The following is a 19,337-nucleotide window of genomic DNA, read 5'->3' on the forward strand; positions in this document are numbered from 1 at the left end:
GACAACGGCCACGCTCGCGCCGCTCCACATCCGTTTCCAACAGCCACAGGCACCCGTCCGAAGGAGGATCAGGCACCCATGGCGAGCTCCCCCGATCTTGATATCAACCGGCGCGACGTGATCCTCGCCGGGGCCGCCGCGGCGGTCGCCTCTTCCCTTCCTGGCGGTGCCGAGGCACAGGCCGCCGCGCCTCCGGCGGGCGCAGGGCCTACCCGCGCCACGGTCTCCCTCACCGTCAACGGTGTCATCCGCGAGCTGGAGGTGGATACCCGCACCACGCTGCTCGACCTCCTGCGCGAAACCCTCCATCTCACCGGCACCAAGAAGGGCTGCGACCACGGACAGTGCGGCGCCTGCACGGTGATCGTGGACGGGCGGCGGATCAATTCCTGCCTCTCCCTCGCGCTCATGCACGAGCACCAGAACGTCACCACCATCGAAGGCCTTGGCACGCCCGATGACCTCCACCCCATGCAGGCGGCCTTCGTGGCGCATGACGGCTACCAGTGCGGCTATTGCACGCCGGGGCAGATCTGCTCGGCGGTGGCGGTGATCGCCGAGGTGAAGGCCGACATTCCAAGCCACGTCACCGACGACCTCACCGTTCCCGTCGAACTCACCGAGGCGGAAATCCGCGAGCGCATGAGCGGAAACATCTGCCGCTGCGGCGCCTATTCCAACATCGTGGAGGCCATCGTCGAGGCCGGGAGGCGCGCATGAGGCCCTTCACCTACGAGCGCGCCCTGACGCCCGCCGACGCGGCGGGCGCGGCTGCGGCGAACCCCGGCGCCCGCTTCATCGCCGGCGGCACCAACCTCCTCGATCTCATGAAGCTGCAGATCGAGACGCCGAGCCACCTCATCGACGTGAACGGCCTCGGCCTCGACCGCATCGAGGCGACCGACGACGGCGGCCTGCGCATCGGCGCGCTGGTGCGCAACACCGACCTTGCCGCCGACGCGCGGGTGCGGCGGGATTATCCCGTGCTCTCCCGCGCGCTTCTCGCCGGGGCGTCGGCCCAGTTGCGCAACAAGGCGACCACCGCCGGCAATTTGCTCCAGCGCACGCGCTGCCCCTACTTCTATGACCCCGCGCAGGCCTGCAACAAGCGCAGCCCCGGCAGCGGCTGCGCCGCGCTCGGCGGCTATTCGCGCCAGCTCGCGGTGATCGGCGTGAGCGAGGCCTGCATCGCCACCCATCCCAGCGACATGGCCGTGGCCATGCGCGCGCTCGATGCGGTGGTGGAGACGGTGCAGCCCACCGGCACCACGCGGCAGATCGCCATCGCCGACTTCCATCGCCTGCCCGGCGACACGCCGCACATCGAGACCGCGCTGGAGCCCGGCGAGCTCATCACCGCCGTCACCTTGCCGAAGCCGCTGGGCGGGCGGCAGGTCTATCGCAAGGTGCGCGACCGCGCCTCCTACGCCTTCGCCCTCGTCTCGGTGGCGGCGGTGGTTCAGGAGGATGGCACCGGGCGCATCGCCGTCGGCGGCGTGGCTCACAAGCCGTGGCGGGTGGAGGCGGCGGAGGCCGAGCTGCCGCGCGGCGCGAAGGCCGTGTCCGAGCGCCTGCTCGCGGGCGCCAGGCCCACCCACGACAATGCCTTCAAGATCACGCTCGTGGAACGCACCATCGGCGCCGTGCTGGCGGACGGGAGGACCTGAGCCATGAAGTTCGAGACCCCTGCCGCCGACAATCCCATCGACCAGCTCAAGGTCATCGGCCACCCGCTGCCGCGCATCGACGGGCCGTTCAAGACCACCGGCACCGCGCCCTATGCCTATGAGCGGCACGACGTGGCCCCCACCGCCGCCCACGGCTTCGTGGTGGGCACGACCATCGCCAAGGGGCGCGTGACCGGCATCGACACGGCGGCGGCCGAGGCTTCGCCCGGCGTGCTCGCCGTGGTGACGGCCGCCAACGCGGGGCCGCTGAAGAAGGGCAATTTCAATACTGCCCACCTCATCGCCGGGCCGGAGGTGGAGCATTATCACCAGGCCGTGGCTCTGGTGGTGGCCGAGACCTTCGAGCAGGCCCGCGCGGCCGCCGCTCTGGTGAAGGTGGACTATGCGCCGGCCGAGGGCGCCTTCGACCTCGCCAAGGCCATGGACGGCGCGGTGAAGCCCGAGAAGGGCGACGGCATGGGCGGGCCGGCCGACACAATGGTGGGCGATTTCCACGGTGCCTTCGCCGCCGCCCCCGTGCGCCTCGACGCCACCTATTCCACGCCCGATCAGGCCCACGCCATGATGGAGCCGCACGCCTCCACCGCCGCCTGGGAGGGCGACCGGCTGACGGTGTGGACCTCCAACCAGATGATCGAGTGGGGCCGGGGCGATCTCGCCAGGATGCTCGGCCTGCCCAAGGACAGGGTGCGCCTGATCTCGCCATTCATCGGCGGCGGGTTCGGCGGCAAATTGTTCGTCCGGGCCGATGCGCTGCTGGCGGCGCTGGGCGCGCGGGCGGCGCGGCGGCCGGTGAAGGTGGCGCTGCATCGTCCGCTGATGTTCAACAACACCACGCACCGCCCCGCCACCATCCAGCGCATCCGCATCGGCGCGGGGCGGGACGGGCGCATCACCGCCATCGGCCACGAGAGCTGGTCCGGCGACCTGCCCGGCGGCGGGCTGGAGACGGCGGTGAACCAGACGCGCCTGCTCTACGCCGGCGCCCATCGCCTCACCGCCATGCGGCTCGCCACCTTGCACCTGCCCGAGGGCAACGCCATGCGCGCGCCCGGCGAGGCGCCGGGCATGATGGCGCTGGAAATCGCCATGGACGAGATGGCGGAGCGGCTCGGCCTCGACCCGGTGGAGTTCCGCATCCTCAACGACACCGAGCGCGACCCCGAAAACCCCGACCGCCCCTTCTCCCAGCGCCAGCTGGTCGCCTGCCTGCGCCTCGGTGCGGAACGGTTCGGCTGGAGCCGGCGCAATCCGAAGCCCGGACAGGTGCGCGAGGGTGACCTTCTGGTGGGTCTCGGCATGGCCGTGGGCTTCCGCAACAACCTCCTCATGAAGTCCGGCGCGCGGGTGCGGCTCGATGGCGAGGGCCGGGTGACGGTGGAAACCGCCATGACCGACATCGGCACCGGCAGCTACACCATCCTCGCCCAGACGGCGGCGGAGATGATGGGCGTGGGGCTCGACAAGGTGCGCGTTCTACTGGGCGATTCCGACCTGCCGGCCTCCTGCGGCTCGGGCGGCCAGTGGGGCGCCAACAACGCCACCTCCGGCGTCTACGCGGCGTGCGTGAAGCTACGCGAGGAGGTGGCCCGCAAGCTCGGTTTCAATTCGCAGGAAGCCACGTTCTCCGACGGCGAGGTGCGCGCCGGCAACCGGGCCGTGCCGCTGGCGCAGGCGGCGGGGGCGGAGGGGCTGACGGCGGAGGACGCCATCGAATATGGCGACCTCGGCAAGCGCTACCAGCAATCCACCTTCGCCGGCCATTTCGTGGAGGTGGCGGTGGATGCCGCCACCGGCGAGGCGCGGGTGCGCCGCATGCTGGCGGTGTGCGCCGCCGGCCGCATCCTCAACCCCAAGACCGCCCGCAGCCAGGTGATCGGCGCCATGACCATGGGGGTGGGCGCCGCGCTGTTCGAGGAGCTTGCCGTGGACACGCGCCATGGCTTCTTCGTCAATCACGACCTCGCCGGATACGAGGTGCCCGTGCATGCGGACATCCCGCACCAGGAGGTGATCTTCCTCGACGAGACAGATCCCATCTCCTCGCCCATGAAGGCGAAGGGGGTGGGCGAGCTCGGCCTGTGCGGGGTGGGCGCGGCGGTGGCCAACGCGGTCTACAACGCGACGGGGGTGCGGGTGCGCGACTATCCCATCACCCTGGACAAATACATCCACCGCCTGCCCGAGGTGGGGTGAGCGGGAAAACGCCGGCGCAGGTGTCGGGTGCGTCGCGCGCCGTCCGTCATTCACGTGACGGGCGGCGCCGCCGCCTCTGACAGGGAGAAGAGACATGCCCGGCTCCGTCCGCCTGCACCGCATCCTCACCGCCAGCCCGGAGAAGGTCTATCGCGCCTTCATCGAGGCCGATGCGCTGGCCAAATGGCTGCCCCCCAACGGCTTCACCTGCACGGTGCATCACCTCGACGCGGTGGTGGGCGGCACATTCCGCATGTCCTTCCGCAACTTCACCACCGGGCAGAGCGATGCCTTCGGCGGCGAGTTCCACGAGCTGATCCCGGGCGAACTTGTGCGCTACACCGACCGCTTCGACACGCCCGCTCTGCCCGGCGACATCCACGTGACCATCGCGCTGAAGAAGGTCGCCATGGGCACCGAGCTGGAGATTTCCCAGAGCGGCATCCCCGACGTCATTCCCGTCGAGGCCTGCTATCTCGGCTGGCAGGAGTCGCTGCGCAATCTGGCGCGGCTGGTGGAGCCGGAGATCAACCAGTAGGCGCTGCTGGCGCCGCGCGGGCTTCAGGTCACATCTGCGCCCAGCTCCGCAGCAGGTTGTGATAGACGTTGGTGAGCTGCAGCACGGCCGCCTCGTCGTCCGGCAGCCGGCTGCGCACGGCCATGATGGCGAGGTCGAGGTCGTAGAGCAGCGCCCGCCGGCCATCGTCCGGGATCATGGACTGGGTCCAGAAGAAGGAGCCCCAGCGGCTGCCGCGGGTGATCTCGTTGACGCTGTGCAGGCTGCTCGCCGGATAGACCACCGCATGGCCGGCGGGGAGCTTCACCGCGTGGACGCCGTAGCTGTCCTCGATGAGGAGTTCGCCGCCATCGTAGTCGGCGGGATCGGTGAGGAAGACGGTGGTGGAGACATCCGCCCGCATGCGGCGCCCGGCGCCCGGCACGGCGCGGATGGCGCCGTCCACATGGGCACCGAACTTCATGCCCACGTCGTAGCGATTGAACATGGGCGGCAACACATGAAGCGGCATCGCCGCCGAATTGAAGACCGGGTTGCGGCCGAGCGCGCGCAGGATGAGATCGCCCAGCTCCAGCGCCTCGGCCGACTCCACCGGAATCTGCAAATTCTGCTTGGACTTCGCCGCCTGCTCGCCAGCCGTCACGCGGCCGTCCACCCAGGGCGAGGCCTCCAGCACGCGGCGGCAATGGGCGACCTCGGCGGCGGTAAGGAGTTCAGGGATTTCAACGAGCATCGCGCATCCTGGAACGGGAGAACGGCGGCACAGCTCAGAGCCGCGCCGCCGTGGTCGTCGGGTCCTGTGAAGGGCCTCAGAAGGTGTAGCCGACGCTCAGGGTGACCGAGCGGCCGGGCGCCGGAATGGCGCGGTTGCCCCAGCCCGAGGAGAAGTTCAGGGCGTTGGTGAGATTGTATCCGTTCAGCGCCACCCGATACTTGTCGTGCTTGTAGGAGACAAGCGCATCGAGCGAGAAGGTCTCGGGGATGATCGACGAATTGGCGCTGTTGGTGAAGTATCCATCGGCATAAGTGATGCCGCCGCCCACCAGCAGCTGCCCGGGAATTTGACGCACCACGCCGCCCTTGATGAGGTCGTAGGTGGTCCACAGGGTGAAGTTGTTGGGCGAGACGAAGGGCACCTCGTTGCCCACATAGCTCAGCGTGGGCGAGGTGAGGATCGTCGTGGCGTAATAGGCGTAGCCGGCCTGGATGGTCCAGGCGTCGGTGATGTTGCCGGTCACGCCCAGCTCGATGCCCTGCACCCGCTGGGTTTCGCCCGTCTCCACCGGGTTGCCGGTGACGGGGTCTGTATAAAAGACGTTGCTCTTGTTCACGCGGAAGATCGCGCCGGTGAGGCCGAGCTTGCCGTCCAGCACCGAGACCTTGGCGCCGGCTTCCCACGTCTCGTTGTCCTCCGGCTGGAGGTCGTTCTGCGTCGGGCTGACCACCGTCACGTCGTTGGTGGGGAAGGCGCCCTGCGGGGTGAAGGACTTGGCGTAGGAGACGTAATAGGTCTGGGTCTTGGTGGGCTCCCAGATCAGCGAGGCCTTGGGACTCCAGAAGCGGGTGTCGGCATCGGTATAGACCCACGCCTTTTTCTTGTCTTTCGTTCCCGGGCAGACGCCGGTGGTCACGACGCACCAGTAATCGTATTCGGTGGAATAATTGTCCCAGCGGATGCCTCCAAGGATGGAGATCTGGTCGGTGAACCAGATGCGGTCGCTGGCGAAGGCGCCGAAATCCGTGGTGTTGCTGATCTTCTTGCCGTTGTTGCCGCGCGGATTTTCATACAGGAAGTAACCCGTCGTATTCGCGTAGACCGGAAACCAGATGGTCGACAGGCCCTTGGTGCCGGAGACCGACAGCGCGGTCCGGTTGTCGTCGACGAAGTAATAGTCGATGCCCGCCACCAGTTCATGCCGCAGGAAGCCGGTGTTGAACTTGGCGATCATGGTCGCCACGTTCTCGGCGGCGAAGCTCTCCTGCAGATAGCCGGGATTGCCGCCGCCGAAGGTGATGGCCGGGTTATTGCCTGCGAAGAATTGGCCGGTGCAGCTCGCCGCGTAGGTTGCCGGGGTGGCGGGCACGGTGTTGGTCGATCCGTTGCTGCAACCCGGCACCGAGGTCGCGAAGTCGCGCGTGTAGTAGCCGACGCGGGTGTCGTTGGTGAAGGTCAGCCAGTCGTTGATCTCGTTCTTGTAGTTGGACGTGAACATGTTGGTGTCGGTACGGTCGCGGTCGGTCTCCTTGCCGTAGAAATTGGAGCGCGGGACGCCCCATTCCGTCACCGGCTGGCCGAGGGAGCCGAACTTCTTCACGTCGTTGAAGAGGGGGGTGACGATGGGCACGCCATAATCCGGCGTGCGGTCGCCGTGCTGGTAGAGATAGTTGAGATAGAGCGTCTGGTTGGTGCCGAGGCCGAAGCCGAGCGAGCCCATGAGGCCCCAGCGGTTCGCCTCCACATGGTCGCGGTCCACCACGTCCTGGGCGTTGAACATGCCGACGATGCGGGCCGCCGTGGTGTCGTCGATCTGCTTGTTGAAGTCGAACACGCCGCGATAGAGCGGGCCGGAGCCGAACTGGCCGTCCACGTCATATTTGTCGCCGCGGTGTGCCTGCTTCAACTGCATGTTGATGGCGCCGCCCGTGGTGCCGGAGCCGAAGCTTTCCGAGCTGGGGCCCTTGAAAACCTCAACGTTTTCATATGCGAAGCTGTCGCGCACATAGACGCCGAAATCGCGCAGGCCGTTGACGAAGACGTCGCCCTTGGCCTGGAAGCCGCGGATGCGGAACTGGTCGCCGTTCATGCCGCCGCCGCCCTCGCCGATGCCGACGGTGACGCCCGGAACGTTGCGCAGCGCCTGCTCCAGCGTGGTCACGCCCTGCTGCTGCATGGTCTGCTGGGAGATGACGGTGACGGTCTGCGGCGTGTCCTGAAGGGTGCCGGGCAGGCGCGAGAGGCCGGTGGTCGCCTCCAGCGAATTGACCGGCTCGCCCTCGCTGTCGACCACGATGGTGGGCAGGTCCATGTCCCCGGCGTTCGGGGCGGGCGTGGTGGCCTGCTGCGCGAAGGCCTCCGCCAGCGGCACCGCCGAGAGGGTCATCGCAAGGCCGGCGCCGACCGTCGAGCGTGCCATGACGGGCCGAAGTGTGCTCAGTGCGCCCATGATCTTTCCCCGTATGGTGAGAGGCCCGGAGATGCTTCCGGCGGGCCGAGTTCGGCAATAGTCGACCGCTGACGGAACGTGCGTCAGGGTGGTGTCTGCAATAATGTTCGAAGTAAAACTGTTCTAAGGTCTGTTGCGGACCATGACGAGCAAAGCCTGGTTTGGGGCGCGTCGAACATCAGCCGTTGGACGCGCCACTTTGGAAGTCATCATTCTGTTACGGGAGGTATAAAGGCCCGCCGTTCCGCAGCGCAACAATTATGTTTTTGATCTGGTCCAAGGTGGGCGGAAAAGTGGCGAATTGTGATATTGCAATACTGAATGATACATTTCGCGACATGATCTAAAATTGTTCAAAACAAGAACTGTTCCATTTAAGAACTGCGCGCGCATGGTTGACATCGGAAGCCGCACCGGCGGTCTATCGCGCGTGATATACCCTTTGCGGGCCGGGCATGAGCGACGAGCGGATTTCCTACAGCGCCCTGAAGGGCATGAGCGCGGATGAGCTGCGCGCGCGGCTGTCCGCCGAGCCGGGGCGGAGCGCCGCGCTGGTGCGGGCGGCGGCGCACAATGGCATCAAGAGCGCGCAGGTGGTGTTCGGCCAGATGCTGCTCGACGGCACGGGCGTCGCGCGCGATGCCGAGGCCGCGTGCCGCTGGTTCGTCATCGCCGCCGATGCCGGCAGCCTCGACGGCGTGAACATGGTGGGCCGCTGCCACGAGAAGGGCTGGGGCGTGCCGTGCGACCTCGCCGAGGCTGAACGCCGCTACCGTGCGGCGGCGGGAGACGGGCACGCCTGGGCGCAGTTCAACCTCGCCTCGCTGCTGGTGAACGCGGACGATTTCGCCGCCGATCCCGCCCGCGCCCTCCACTGGTTCGTGCGGGCGGCGCGGCAGGGAAATCCGAAGGCCATGGCCATGATCGGAAGGTTCCTCGAACAGGGGTGGGGCCGGCCCGCCGATCCCGTCGCCGCGCGCCGCTGGTATCGCCGCGCGGCGCTGGGCGGGGATTATCGCGGCCAGTTCGACTATGCCCGCACGCGCTATGAGGACGGCGCGGCGGAGGAGGCGCGCGTCTGGTTCGCGCGCTCCATCGAGGCGGGGGTCCCGGACTTCTGCCGGCTGGCGGCGGAGGGCCTGAGCGCGTCCGGCGATCCGGCGCTTCAGGCGATCGCCGACCGCGCATCGGAGCGGGTGCGCCAGGCCGATGCGGCGCAGGCGGAGGCCGAACGGCGGGCGGCGCAGGAGATGGCGGCAGCGCGCGCCGCCGCCCGCAGCTCCCGCCCGCGGCGCGGCTTCGGGCGTTGGCTGCGCATGCGGTGAGGCCCGCCCATCTCAGTCCCGCGCCAGCGCCGTCACCGGATCGAGCCGCGAGGCATTGCGCGCCGGCAGATAGCCGAAGCCCACGCCGATCAGGCTGGAGCACACCACGGCGGCGACGATGGAGGTTGCCGAATAGATCAGCGTGAAGTTCGAGCCCGAATAGGCGAACAGCACGCCGAACCCCAGCGCCAGCGCGATGCCGCTGACACCGCCCACGAGGCACACCAGCACCGCCTCGATGAGGAACTGGTTGAGGATGTCGCTCTGCCGCGCCCCCACCGCCATGCGCACGCCGATCTCGCCCACCCGCTCCGACACCGACACCAGCATGATGTTCATCACCCCGATGCCGCCGACGATGAGGGAGATGACCGCGATGGCGGCGATCAGCACCGTCATGGTCTCGGTGGTGGCGGTGATGGTGTTGCGGATGTCGTCGGTGTTGATGATGAAGAAGTCCTTGGTGCCGTGGCGCTGGGTGAGGAAGCGCGTCACCTGCTGCTCGGCGACATCCATGGGCGCGTCGTCGGCCACCTTCACGGTGATGGAGCGCAGCGAGTTGGAGCCCACGAAGCGCGTCTGCACCGAGGTGAAGGGCAGATAGACGGAGAGGTTCTGGCTGGAGCCGAACCCGCCCTGCTGGGGCGCCGCCACCCCCACCACGCGGGCGAACACGTCGCCGATGAGGATCACCTTGCCGAGCGGCCCGCCGGGCACGTCCTGGAACAGGGTGCGCCGCGTGTTCTCGTCGATCACCGCATCAAGCTCGCGCCCGCGCACGCTGTCGGCATCGAACAGCCGGCCCTGCGTCAGCCGCACGCCCTTGGCGGCGAAATAGCCGTCGCCGACGCCGTTGATGAGGGCGCTGGCCTCGGTGCCGCCGTAGCGCACGGTGGTGGATTTGGAGACGGTCGGCGTCACCGCCGCCACATAATGCTGGCGGGCGAGGGCGTCGGCGTCCGCCACCACCAGCGTGGTGATGCGGCCCGAGCGCGTGTCGCCGAAGGTGCGGCCGGCGAAGATCTCCAGCGTATTGGTGCCGAGGCTGGAGATGTTGGCGAGCACCTTCTGCCGCGAGCCCTCGCCCAGCGCCACCACGCACACCACCGAGGCGATGCCGATGATGATGCCCAGCATGGTGAGGAAGGTGCGCAGCCGGTGCGCGTTCATGGCCAGAAGCGCCATGATGAAGGCTTCATAGAGCCGGTCGCCGAAGGCGCGCCAGCGGGCGAGGCGCGAGGCCGGTGCGGCGGCGGGCTTGGGCTCGCTCACGATGCGCGTGCGGGCGGCGGCCGAGGGGCGGTCGGCGACGATCTCGCCGTCGCGGATCTCGATCACGCGCTGGGCCCGCTCGGCCACCTTCATGTCGTGGGTGACGATGATGATGGTGCGGCCTTCCGCGTTCAGCTCGTCGAGAATGCGCAGCACCTCGGCGCCGCTGCGGGAATCCAGCGCGCCGGTGGGCTCGTCGGCGAGGATCACGTCGGCGCCGTTCATCAGCGCGCGGGCGATGGAGACGCGCTGCTGCTGGCCGCCGGAGAGCTGGCCCGGCCGATGGCCGGTGCGATCCGCCATGCCGAGCCGGGCGAGGATGGCCTCCGCCCGCTCGCGCCGCGCCTCGGCATTGGCGCCGGCATAGACGGCTGGAATTTCGACGTTGCCCAGCGCGGAGAGTTCGCCCAGCAAATGGTAGCGCTGGAAGATGAAGCCGAAATGCTCGCGCCGCAGCGCCGCCAGCTCGTCCGGCTCCAGCGCCGCCGTCTCCTTGCCGCTCACCCGGTAGCTGCCGGAGGTGGGCCGGTCGAGGCAGCCGAGGATGTTCATGAGCGTGGACTTGCCGGAGCCCGAGGCGCCGACGATGGCCACCATCTCGCCGCGGGCGATGTCGAGGTCGATGCCCTTCAGCGCGGCGATGGTGCCCTCGCCGGAGGGATATTCGCGCCACACGCCCTTGAGCTGGATGAGCGGCGCCTCGCCGGTTCCGGCCACGGGCGGAGCAAGGGATATGTTCATGCCGGCGGCTCCCTCACAGCCCGCCCATGGGCGGGCGGCGGGGCGGGCCACCGGCGCCACCGCCGGCCACGGCTTCGCCCGTCACCACGCGTTCACCCTCTTGCAGGCCGGAGCGGATCTCCGCGGTCACCTTGTCGTTGAGGCCGACCTCCACACGCCGGCGCTCCACCGAACCGTCGGCATTGAGCACGCGCACGCGCCAGCCCTTGCCGGCCCGCTCCAGCGCGGTGGATGGCACGGTGAGCACATTCTCGGCGCGGCCGAGGATGATGTGGACCTCGGGCGTCATGTAGGTCCGCAGCCGTCCCTTGGGGTTCGGCACGTCGAACACGCCGATGTAATAGATCGCCGACGAGGTGGTGGAGGACGAGGAGGACGAAGAGCTGCTGCTGGTGGTGGAGAAGCTGCTGTCGTTCTTCAGGCTCTCCGGCGCGGGCTCGATGAAGCCGAGCTTGGCGGTGTGCCGCTCGTCCGGCGCGCCGACAACCGTGAACCACAGGGGCATTCCCGGCGCCACCTTGATGATGTCCGCCTCGGAAATCTCCGCGCGCACCGTCATCACGTCCAGCTGGCCGAGGATGGCGACGGTGGGGGCCGTCTGGCTCGCGTTCAGGGTCTGGCCCTGCTGCGCCACCAGGGCGAGCACGGTGCCATCGGCCGGGGCGGTGATCTGGGTGTAGCCGAGATTGGCGCGGGCGGTGTCCACCGCCACCTGCGCGGAGATGATCTGGGCATCGAGCGCCGCGAGCTGCGCGCGGGTGACCTTCACCGCCGAATCGGCCGCCTCGAAGTCCGCCTGCGAGACCGCCTTCTGCGCCACCATGGTCTTCTGGCGGGCGAGGGTCTGCTCGTTCAGCACGAGGGTCGCCTCCTTCTCCGCCTTCTGGGCGCGGGTGTTGGCGAGGGAGGCCTCCGCCGTGCGCAAAGCGTTCTCCTGCGTGACCGAGTCGATCTGGGCGATGAGGTCGCCCTTCTTCACCGTGTCGCCCAGCTTCACCTTGATGGCGAGGATGCGGCCCGAGGCCTGCGAGCCCACCGCCACGAGGTTGGAGGGCTTCAGCGTGCCGGAAGCCAGCACCGTCTCCTCCAGATTGCCGCGGGTGACGGGTGCGCTCATCAGCCCGGCGCCGGGCACAGGGGCGGTGTAGCGGCTGTAGCCATAGGCGCCGGCGGCGATGAGGAGGATGAGGGCCAGCCAGCGCCACAGGCGGCGCCGGGGTTTCTTCTTCGTGCCCGTGGCGGCGGGCGCCGCGCGGGTTTCGTCGAGGGGCGGCATGGCGTTCACGGTCGGGCGCTCCCGTCACTGCTCGCGGGCGGCACGATGCGGGCGAAGTGGGGGCCGGTGTTCTGGTCCACCACTTCGGGCTTCGAGGTATCGACCACCCCGTCCCAGCCGCCGCCGAGCGCCTTGTTGAGGGCGATGTAATATTTGGTGGTCGCGACCCGGCTCTGGATGAGCTGCGTCTCGGCCGAATAAAGCGAGCGCTCCGCCGTGAGCACGTCGAGGAAGCTCGTGGAGCCGTTCTCGTAGAGCGCGCGGGAGAGCCGCGCCGCCTCCCGGTAGGAGGTGGCGGCAATGGTCAGCTTGCCGGTCTTGAGGCGCTGCTGGGTCAGCGACACGGAGGCGTTCTCCACATCCTCCAGCGCGGTCAGCACGCTCGCCCGGTAGGCGATGAAGGAGACGTCGCGATTGGCCTCCGCCACATCCACGAGTGCCTTCAATTGCCCGCCGGTGAAGATCGGCACGGTGAGCGTCGGCCCGAAGGCCCAGCTGATGGACGAGGCGCGGCCGAGATTGCCGAGCTGCGAGCCGGTGGTGTCGATGTTGCCGGAGAGGCTGATGGCCGGGTAGCGGTTCGCCTCCGCCTGCCCGATGAGGGCGGTGGACTGGCCGAGCTGGCGCTCCGCCGCCCGCACGTCCGGCCGGTTGGTGAGCACATCGGCCGGAATGCCGCGCGGCACCGGCAGGCGCGGGGAGGGGACGGGCTTGACCCGCGACAGCCGCAGCATGAGCGCCGCCGGCGGCTGGCCGGTGAGCACGGAGATGCGGTGGATGGCCGCCGCGAGGGACGCTTCCAGCTCCGGGATGTTGGCCTCGGTGGAGGCGACGAGGCCGGAGGCGTTGGCGAGGTCCACGGCGGAGGCGGCGCCGGCATCGAGCTTGCGCCGGGTGAGCGCCTCCGTCTCCCGCTGCGAGGCGGCGGTGCGGCGGGCCAGCGCGATCTGCGCCTGATAGCCGCGCACGTCCGCATAATAGGAGGCGACATCCCCCACCAGCGTCAGCAGCGCCGCGTCGAGGTCGTTGACCACCGCATCCACATTGTAGGCCGCCGCCTCCACCCCCCGGCGGTTGGCGCCGAACAGGTCGATCTCCCAACTGGCATCGAGGCCGGCCTGATACTGACCGTAGCTGTTGTCCACGGTGACGTCGCCGCCGGTGGAGACCCCGCCGCCGCTGTCGCCCCGCGTGCCGGAGGCGTTGCCGGTGACCTGCGGGAACAGCGATCCCACCTGCTGGCGGTAGGAGGCGCGGGCGGCGCGCACATTGGCCTTGGCGGTCGCCACATCGAGATTGCCGGCGACCGCCTCCGCCATCAAAGCATCGAGCATGGGATCGCCCATGCGCCGCCACCATGCCTTCAGCTGGGGCGCGGCCTCCCCCGTCTTCGCCGTCGCGCCCCATTGGCTGGGGAGGGTGAGCGCCGGCGTGTCATATTCCGGCCCCACCGCGCAGGCGGAGAGGGTGAGGGCCGCGAGGACGAGGGCGAGGCTGCCCGGGGCGACCCGGAGGGGTCTCCCGGAGGAGCGTCCGGCCGCGGCGGCGGTCGCCGGGCCAGATCGGCCTTCGAAACGATGCACGCGTAACCTGCCTTCCCGCCCCGAATCCAAACCTCGATTCGAATCTGAACCCGAACCTGCACCCGAACGCCGGCCTGACACCCACCGGAAACCCGGTGAAACTGCGCCACTATGGGGCATCAGTCGAACGTGTCCATGCGGACCCGCCCCGCGCCGATCCACTGCTCGATCTCCACCCGCGCCGCCTCCGGCTTCAGTCCGCCCTCCGTCACCAGCACGTCCGCAAGCGCCGCCAGCACCGCCTCCGACATGGCCCTGCGGCCGCAGATGTAGACCATGGCCTGCTTCTCCACGAGCCAGTCGAACGCGGTCGCGGCCTGCTCCCTGAGCCGGTCCTGCACCCGGGCGCCGTCATCGGGATCGCGCGAAAATGCAGTGTCCATGCGGGTTAGCGTGCCGTCGGCCAGGGCCGTCTCGAAGGCATCCCGCCACAGGAAATCGCCGTCACGATGGCGGTTGCCGAAGATCAGCCACGCCGGTCCCGCCCGCCCCGAGGCCCGCCGCTCCGCGATGAAGCCCGGGAACGGGGCGATGCCCGAGCCGGCGGCGATCATCACGATGGCGCGTGCGGGATCGTCCGGCGGGTTGAAGGCGGGATGCGGATCGATCTGGGCTTCCACCGTAACCCCTTGCTCTGCCTCACGTAACAGGAATCCGGAGACGCGCCCGTAATGCCGCGCACCATCCTCGGTCCAGTCGTGCAGGCGCACGGTCAGGGCGATGCGGCGCGGGTCGATCCGGCTGGAGCTGCCCACCGAATAGGAGCGCGGCCGCTCCCCCGCACCCGCCGCTATCCGCACCAGATCCCCGGGGCGGAAGGCGAGATCCTGCGTCCCTTCCAGCCAAATCTTCCATGTTTCCTGCGTGTTGGCGGCATCCGGCGCATCCAGGCGCTGGCGCTCCGCCACCGTGAGGGCGACCGGCGCGGAGACCGGCAGCAGGCCGGCCATGTCGCAGTTCAGGGCGAGTTCGCCGCGCACCGTATCCGCCCAGGCGAGGAAGGCGGCAGAGGGATCGCCGTCGGCCTCCCGCATATGCAGCGCCTCCACCGCGCCGGCCGCCACCAGCGCTGTCCTGAGGCTCTGGCCACCGCCGCAGAAATGGGTGTAGCTGCGGTCGCCGAGGGCGAGCATCGCGAAGCGCATCCCCTTGAAATCGTTCGGCTTCAGTCTTTTCAACAGGGCGCGCGCCCCGTCCGGCACCTCCCCCTCCCCGGTGGAGGAGGCCACGACGAGGACGAGGGGAAAGCGGGCGATATCCACCGGCTTCAAACCGCCGATGGGGGCCAGCGTCGCCTTCTCGCCGCCCGCGACCAGCCCCTCGAACAGCGCCTTGGCGAGCCGCGCCGCCGTCCCGGTCTGGCTGGCATGCGCGACGAGGATGTCCCCGCCGGCCTTCACCGGCCGCGTCCGGTTGCGCGCCTTGCGGCGCACCCAGGACCACAGGCCGGTGACCGTAAGCCCCAGAAGTGCCAGCGAAATTCCGAAGTTCAGTGCGCCCGACCAAGCGCCGCCCCACGTACCCTCATGGATCTGCTTCACAAGGCTCGGGCCGCCGACGAGGGGCGTGACGCCCTGATCCGTCACCACGAAACCGCCCCCATTCCGGCCGGCGGCATCCGGCGCGAGCTGCAGCATCACCGTGCCGCCGCGAAACCTGCGGGCCCCGGCGAGGCGGCTGATGTCGAGATCGCGCCCGGCGATGTCGAGGGCCTGGCTGATGGTCACGGGGCGCTTGGTCCGCGGCAGCTCGGGCCGCGATCCGGTGCCGATGTGGAGGGAGAGCATTACCGCCGTCACCGGCGACGTGAGCGTGAGCGGCAGCAGGAGCCAGCCCACGGCGGTGTGCCAGCCCATCAGGCTGTTGCGGAAGCGCAGCCAGGCCAGAAACGGCCCTGCGATCATGATCCCGAGCATGAGGAAGCTCGCCACCTCCACCACGAGGCCGAGGCCGAGCAGCAGTGTCTTGTGCAGTCCCTCCGCGGTGCGGAAGATATCGATGCCGCCAGCAGGCGCGGGCGTGTGGTCGCCGGTGGCCATGTCCCACCGGCCGGCGACGGCAGGATCCTGCCCCATCACCCGCAGCGCGCGGCCGCCCTCAACCACACTGATAGCGCCGGGCTGTCCCGCCTTCTCGACGGCGCCGACGAGCCGGCCGAGGGCCGCGACGTCCACGGAGGCGCCGGGGCGCGGTCCCTGCGCGTCATTGAGGATGGGGCGGAACGACAGCACCGCCCCCGTGAGGATGATGACGAGGAAGACCGGCGTGAGGATCAGCGCGATCCAGCGGTGGAGGAAGATCAGCGTGCGGCGCACGGTGGCAAAGGACATCTTCGCTGCTCCAGACGGAACCTGAGCGTGCTGGCTGGACGCGCGGGGCGGTCTGGCTAGGCTTCGTTGCGGATGTTGTGCCTTATCCGCGTCTGGAAAATTTGTCCCGCGGCGGTCGCTTCGTAAATGTTCGTCCCATGCGGGGCGGCTGATACAGTTGGATACAAATTCGCGGTGGCGGCGCGCCGGCCTGTCGGCTCAAGTCGCCGGCGGGCAGCGCGGCCGGCATCCGCATCCCGCTCCCAAGAGAGACCAGAAACCCCACGGCAAATGGAACGCACGCCGCACATCCTCGTCGTCGACGACCATCGCGAGATCCGCGAGCTCCTCGCCAAGTACCTGACACGCAACGGGCTCCGGGTGAGCGTCGCGTCCGGCGGCGTGGACATGCGCCAGCAGATGCGCACCGGTACGTTCGACCTCGTGGTGCTGGACATCATGATGCCGGGGGAGGACGGCCTCACCCTGTGCCGCCAGCTTCGGCAGGGGAGTGATATTCCGGTCGTCCTGCTCACCGCCGTGGCCGAAGAGACCGACCGCATCGTCGGGCTGGAACTGGGCGCGGACGATTACGTCACCAAGCCGTTCAACCCGCGCGAGCTGCTCGCCCGCATCCGCGCCATCCTGCGCCGCGCGCAGGGACCGGCCCGGGCACAGCAGGGCGAGCCCACGCTCTATCGCTTCGACCGCTGGCAGCTCGACCCCGGCCGGCGCGTTCTGCTGGACGAGACCGGCAGCGAGGCGCGCCTCGGCAGCGCCGAGTTCCGGCTGCTGCTCGCCTTCGTGACCCGGCCGTCCGTGGTGCTCTCGCGCGACCAACTGCTCGACATCACCGCCGGCCGGCCGGCCCAGGTATTCGACCGCAGCATCGACAACCTCGTGAGCCGGCTGCGCCGCCGGATCGAGCGCGATCCGCAGAACCCCGCCCTCATCAAGACGGTGTGGGGCGACGGTTATGTCTTCGCCGCGCCGGTGGAGGTGGAGGCGTGAGCGCACGGAACCGGCTGCTGCGCTTCATCTGGCCGGGCAGTCTCGCGGGGCGGCTGGTGCTGCTGCTGGTGGCGACGCTGGCGCTGGCGCAGGGGCTTCTCGTGCTGGTGCTGCAAAGCGAGCACGACGCCGTGGTCGCCGGCATCGTGCGCGGACAGGCCCTCAGCCAGACGGTGACGCTCACCCGCCTCATCGAATCCATGCCCGAGGAGCAGGCCGACCGGCTCGCCGGCGCCTTCACGACGCGGGGCACCTGCGCCTGGGTTTCCGACGATCCGCCCGATCCGCACGAAATGACGCTGACGGAAGAGGGCCTCGCCCGCCTGCTGGGGCGCCGCCTGCATGGCGTCGGCAAGGGACCGCCGGCCGTGCGCATCCGCACCGATGGCCTCTGGGATCGCCGCTGCCCCGAGCGCAGCAGCGAGGATTTCCCCTGGCTGCGCCGCGGCACGGGTGGGCCTGTCCAGCCGCTGCGGCCGGGACTGGGCGTGGTGGCGCTCAGCGTACCGCTCTCCGGTCAGCGCTGGTTGCACATGGATGCGGTGGTCGGCCTGCCGGGCATCTGGAGCCGGCCCATCGTGCTCTCCTTCCTGATCTCGGCGCTGGCCGTCTCGCTGGTGACGGTGGCCTGCGTGCGGTTGCAGACCCGCTCCCTGCGCTCGCTGGCCGATGCCTCCGAGCGCTTCGGCCGGGGCGAGACCGTTCCACCCCTCGATGTGCACGGGCCGACCGAGGTGGCAGCGGCGACGCGCGCCTTCAACACCATGCAGCAGCGCCTGAGCCAGTTCATGCGCGACCGGATGCGCCTGCTTGCCTCGATCAGCCACGATTTGCGCACGCCGCTCACGACGCTGCGTCTCAAGGCCGAGTTCGTGGACGACGCGGAGGTGCGCAACGACATCATCGCCACCATCGACGAACTGGTCGCCATCTGCGAGGCGACGCTCGCCTTCACCCGTGCGGAGGCGACGAGCGAGGAAACCCGCACGGTGGACATCGCGGAGCTGTGCGCCGAAGTGGTGGACGAATTTGCCGGCGTCGGCGCCGATGCCGAGATGGCGGAGCATGCCGCCGGCGTGCTTTCGGCGCCCATCCTCCTGCCGTGCCGCCCGGTCGCCCTGCGGCGGGCGCTCCGCAACCTCGTGGACAATGCGGTGCGCTATGGCGGAAAAGCTGTGGTGTCCGTTCAGGCGCCGGTCGCCGGCACGGTCGCGATCCGGGTCGAGGACGATGGGCCCGGCCTTCCGGAAGATCGCTTCGAGGAGGCGTTTCAGCCCTTCGTGCGGCTGGAGCCCTCGCGCAGCACGGAGACCGGCGGCATTGGCCTCGGCCTCGCCATCGCCCGCAGCATCGTCAAGGCCCACGGCGGCGAGCTGACCCTCGCCAACCGCCCCGGCGGCGGCCTGTGTGCGAAGATCGTGCTGCCGACAGTCGGCTCCGGATCAGGAGCGGCCTGAGGCCGGGAGCTGCACAGCTTCAAGCGAGAGGGTGACAAGCAGGCCTGTGTGGTCGGAAAGGCGCCGCCCGTCATCGGTCTGGTTGGGCAGAACAGTGACCGAGATCGGTGCGAGGTCGCGGCCGTGCGCCACGTGGTCGATGGCGGCGGTGGGAAGACCGGCAATCGCGCCTGCCGTGGCAATCGCGAAACGCGGTCTCATGATGGCCTCCAGCCGCTCGAACACCGCAATCGGCGCGTGGCGGCGCGGAATGGCCTGGTTGAAGTCGCCGAGCAGGATGGTTCGGGCAGGGGCGTCCGCTCGGTCGAGGATGTGGCTGAGGCCGTCGAGGTAGCGGGTGTGCTCCTGCCAGGGGCGGCTATCGCGTCGCCCGGTGCTGACATGGGCGGCGCTCCAGGGAATGCAGACGCCAATCACGTCGAGCGGTCCATACGGCGTTGCAAGGCGGCCACGCACGAAGCGCCCCTTGGGCAGGGCGGCATCGCCGAAATTGTCGATCGCCTGCCAGGGCCAGCGGCTCCAGAGGAGAACCTTTCTGCGGTCTTCCCGGATGGGGTACCCGAAGTCCGCATCCGACACGATGCGTCCCGTCTCGTCGAGCAGGTCGAGATTGCTTTCGGTGAGGCAGATCAGGTCCGGGTCATGGGCGGCGATAATGGAGCGGATCGCCGCGCCGCGATCCGTGCGGGCGCGTTGCCACTGGACGTTCCAGAGAAGAATCCTGAACGAACTCATTGCCGCCGCCGCGGGCCGGGCATCGGCCCCGGCCGGGTGTTAGCCCGCGTCGACAGCGGCGGC

At 69.2% G+C, this 19,337-nt stretch carries 14 protein-coding genes; 7 read left to right on the plus strand and 7 right to left on the minus strand.

The window, feature by feature from the left end; genetic code table 11:
- Positions 1–78 precede the first annotated feature (78 nt).
- The 4 genes from paoA (at position 79) to V5F63_RS02090 (ending at position 4,422) form a co-directional block, all read left to right on the plus strand.
- Positions 79–720: an aldehyde dehydrogenase iron-sulfur subunit PaoA gene (gene paoA / locus V5F63_RS02075; RefSeq protein ID WP_209487481.1), complete on the plus strand. Its 642-nt coding sequence runs from the start codon at positions 79–81 to the stop codon at positions 718–720.
- Positions 717–1,667: an FAD binding domain-containing protein gene (locus tag V5F63_RS02080; protein WP_394101433.1), complete on the plus strand. Its 951-nt coding sequence runs from the start codon at positions 717–719 to the stop codon at positions 1,665–1,667. Before paoA ends, V5F63_RS02080 begins: the two co-directional genes overlap by 4 nt.
- 3 nt (positions 1,668–1,670) lie before the next feature.
- Entirely contained in the window at positions 1,671–3,884 is a 2,214-nt protein-coding gene (gene paoC, locus V5F63_RS02085; protein WP_394101434.1) for an aldehyde oxidoreductase molybdenum-binding subunit PaoC, read from the plus strand.
- Positions 3,885–3,978: 94 nt separating this feature from the next.
- On the plus strand, positions 3,979–4,422 hold the full coding sequence (locus V5F63_RS02090) for an SRPBCC family protein (RefSeq protein WP_394101435.1): 444 nt from the start codon (positions 3,979–3,981) through the stop codon (positions 4,420–4,422).
- A gap of 28 nt (positions 4,423–4,450) precedes the next feature.
- Here the strand turns inward: V5F63_RS02090 and V5F63_RS02095 are convergent, their stop codons facing one another.
- Together V5F63_RS02095 and V5F63_RS02100 are read right to left on the minus strand one after the other, a co-directional pair.
- Positions 4,451–5,134 (minus strand): Fe2+-dependent dioxygenase, encoded by a 684-nt coding sequence (locus V5F63_RS02095; protein ID WP_394101436.1) that lies wholly within the window; start codon positions 5,132–5,134, stop codon positions 4,451–4,453.
- Positions 5,135–5,210: 76 nt separating this feature from the next.
- Complete coding sequence (locus V5F63_RS02100; protein WP_394101437.1) at positions 5,211–7,565, minus strand: TonB-dependent receptor; 2,355 nt, start codon at positions 7,563–7,565, stop codon at positions 5,211–5,213.
- 455 nt (positions 7,566–8,020) lie between these two features.
- Here V5F63_RS02100 and V5F63_RS02105 point away from each other — a divergent pair, with 455 nt between their 5' ends.
- On the plus strand, positions 8,021–8,890 hold the full coding sequence (locus V5F63_RS02105) for a tetratricopeptide repeat protein (RefSeq protein WP_394101438.1): 870 nt from the start codon (positions 8,021–8,023) through the stop codon (positions 8,888–8,890).
- 12 nt (positions 8,891–8,902) lie between these two features.
- Here the strand turns inward: V5F63_RS02105 and V5F63_RS02110 are convergent, their stop codons facing one another.
- The 4 genes from V5F63_RS02110 to V5F63_RS02125 all read right to left on the minus strand — a co-directional run bounded on the left by V5F63_RS02110 (position 8,903) and on the right by V5F63_RS02125 (position 16,092).
- The gene (locus V5F63_RS02110) at positions 8,903–10,903 is read right to left on the minus strand and encodes a MacB family efflux pump subunit (protein WP_394101439.1); all 2,001 of its coding nucleotides are present in this window, start codon (positions 10,901–10,903) and stop codon (positions 8,903–8,905) included.
- A 13-nt stretch (positions 10,904–10,916) separates the two neighbouring features.
- Positions 10,917–12,188 (minus strand): efflux RND transporter periplasmic adaptor subunit, encoded by a 1,272-nt coding sequence (locus tag V5F63_RS02115; RefSeq protein ID WP_394101440.1) that lies wholly within the window; start codon positions 12,186–12,188, stop codon positions 10,917–10,919.
- Positions 12,185–13,762: an efflux transporter outer membrane subunit gene (locus tag V5F63_RS02120; RefSeq protein ID WP_348634301.1), complete on the minus strand. Its 1,578-nt coding sequence runs from the start codon at positions 13,760–13,762 to the stop codon at positions 12,185–12,187. The genes V5F63_RS02115 and V5F63_RS02120 overlap by 4 nt, the downstream gene beginning before the upstream one ends.
- Positions 13,763–13,881: 119 nt before the next feature.
- On the minus strand, positions 13,882–16,092 hold the full coding sequence (locus V5F63_RS02125; protein ID WP_394101441.1) for a PepSY domain-containing protein: 2,211 nt from the start codon (positions 16,090–16,092) through the stop codon (positions 13,882–13,884).
- Positions 16,093–16,362: 270 nt separating this feature from the next.
- Between V5F63_RS02125 and V5F63_RS02130 the strand changes: the two genes are divergently transcribed.
- Positions 16,363–17,082, plus strand: coding sequence for a response regulator (locus tag V5F63_RS02130; protein ID WP_209487490.1), 720 nt, complete (start codon positions 16,363–16,365; stop codon positions 17,080–17,082).
- Positions 17,079–18,539, plus strand: coding sequence for an ATP-binding protein (locus tag V5F63_RS02135; protein WP_348634302.1), 1,461 nt, complete (start codon positions 17,079–17,081; stop codon positions 18,537–18,539). The genes V5F63_RS02130 and V5F63_RS02135 overlap by 4 nt, the downstream gene beginning before the upstream one ends.
- Here the strand turns inward: V5F63_RS02135 and V5F63_RS02140 are convergent.
- Complete coding sequence (locus V5F63_RS02140; RefSeq protein WP_394101442.1) at positions 18,525–19,274, minus strand: endonuclease/exonuclease/phosphatase family protein; 750 nt, start codon at positions 19,272–19,274, stop codon at positions 18,525–18,527. The two genes, V5F63_RS02135 and V5F63_RS02140, sit on opposite strands and share 15 nt — an antisense overlap.
- Positions 19,275–19,337: the final 63 nt, after the last annotated feature.

The sequence above is a fragment of the Xanthobacter wiegelii genome (assembly GCF_043193855.2).
GTDB classification, from domain to species: domain Bacteria; phylum Pseudomonadota; class Alphaproteobacteria; order Rhizobiales; family Xanthobacteraceae; genus Xanthobacter; species Xanthobacter flavus_A.

What these genes read in the sequence shown, in the direction of transcription:
- V5F63_RS02080 (WP_394101433.1), top strand. Translation starts at nt 717, where the DNA reads ATGAGGCCCTTCACCTACGAGCGCGCCCTGACGCCCGCCGACGCGGCG.
- V5F63_RS02090 (WP_394101435.1), top strand. Translation starts at nt 3,979, where the DNA reads ATGCCCGGCTCCGTCCGCCTGCACCGCATCCTCACCGCCAGCCCGGAG.
- V5F63_RS02140 (WP_394101442.1), bottom strand. Translation starts at nt 19,274, where the DNA reads ATGAGTTCGTTCAGGATTCTTCTCTGGAACGTCCAGTGGCAACGCGCC.
- V5F63_RS02125 (WP_394101441.1), bottom strand. Translation starts at nt 16,092, where the DNA reads ATGTCCTTTGCCACCGTGCGCCGCACGCTGATCTTCCTCCACCGCTGG.
- V5F63_RS02095 (WP_394101436.1), bottom strand. Translation starts at nt 5,134, where the DNA reads ATGCTCGTTGAAATCCCTGAACTCCTTACCGCCGCCGAGGTCGCCCAT.
- V5F63_RS02105 (WP_394101438.1), top strand. Translation starts at nt 8,021, where the DNA reads ATGAGCGACGAGCGGATTTCCTACAGCGCCCTGAAGGGCATGAGCGCG.
- V5F63_RS02100 (WP_394101437.1), bottom strand. Translation starts at nt 7,565, where the DNA reads ATGGGCGCACTGAGCACACTTCGGCCCGTCATGGCACGCTCGACGGTC.
- paoC (WP_394101434.1), top strand. Translation starts at nt 1,671, where the DNA reads ATGAAGTTCGAGACCCCTGCCGCCGACAATCCCATCGACCAGCTCAAG.
- paoA (WP_209487481.1), top strand. Translation starts at nt 79, where the DNA reads ATGGCGAGCTCCCCCGATCTTGATATCAACCGGCGCGACGTGATCCTC.
- V5F63_RS02110 (WP_394101439.1), bottom strand. Translation starts at nt 10,903, where the DNA reads ATGAACATATCCCTTGCTCCGCCCGTGGCCGGAACCGGCGAGGCGCCG.
- V5F63_RS02130 (WP_209487490.1), top strand. Translation starts at nt 16,363, where the DNA reads ATGGAACGCACGCCGCACATCCTCGTCGTCGACGACCATCGCGAGATC.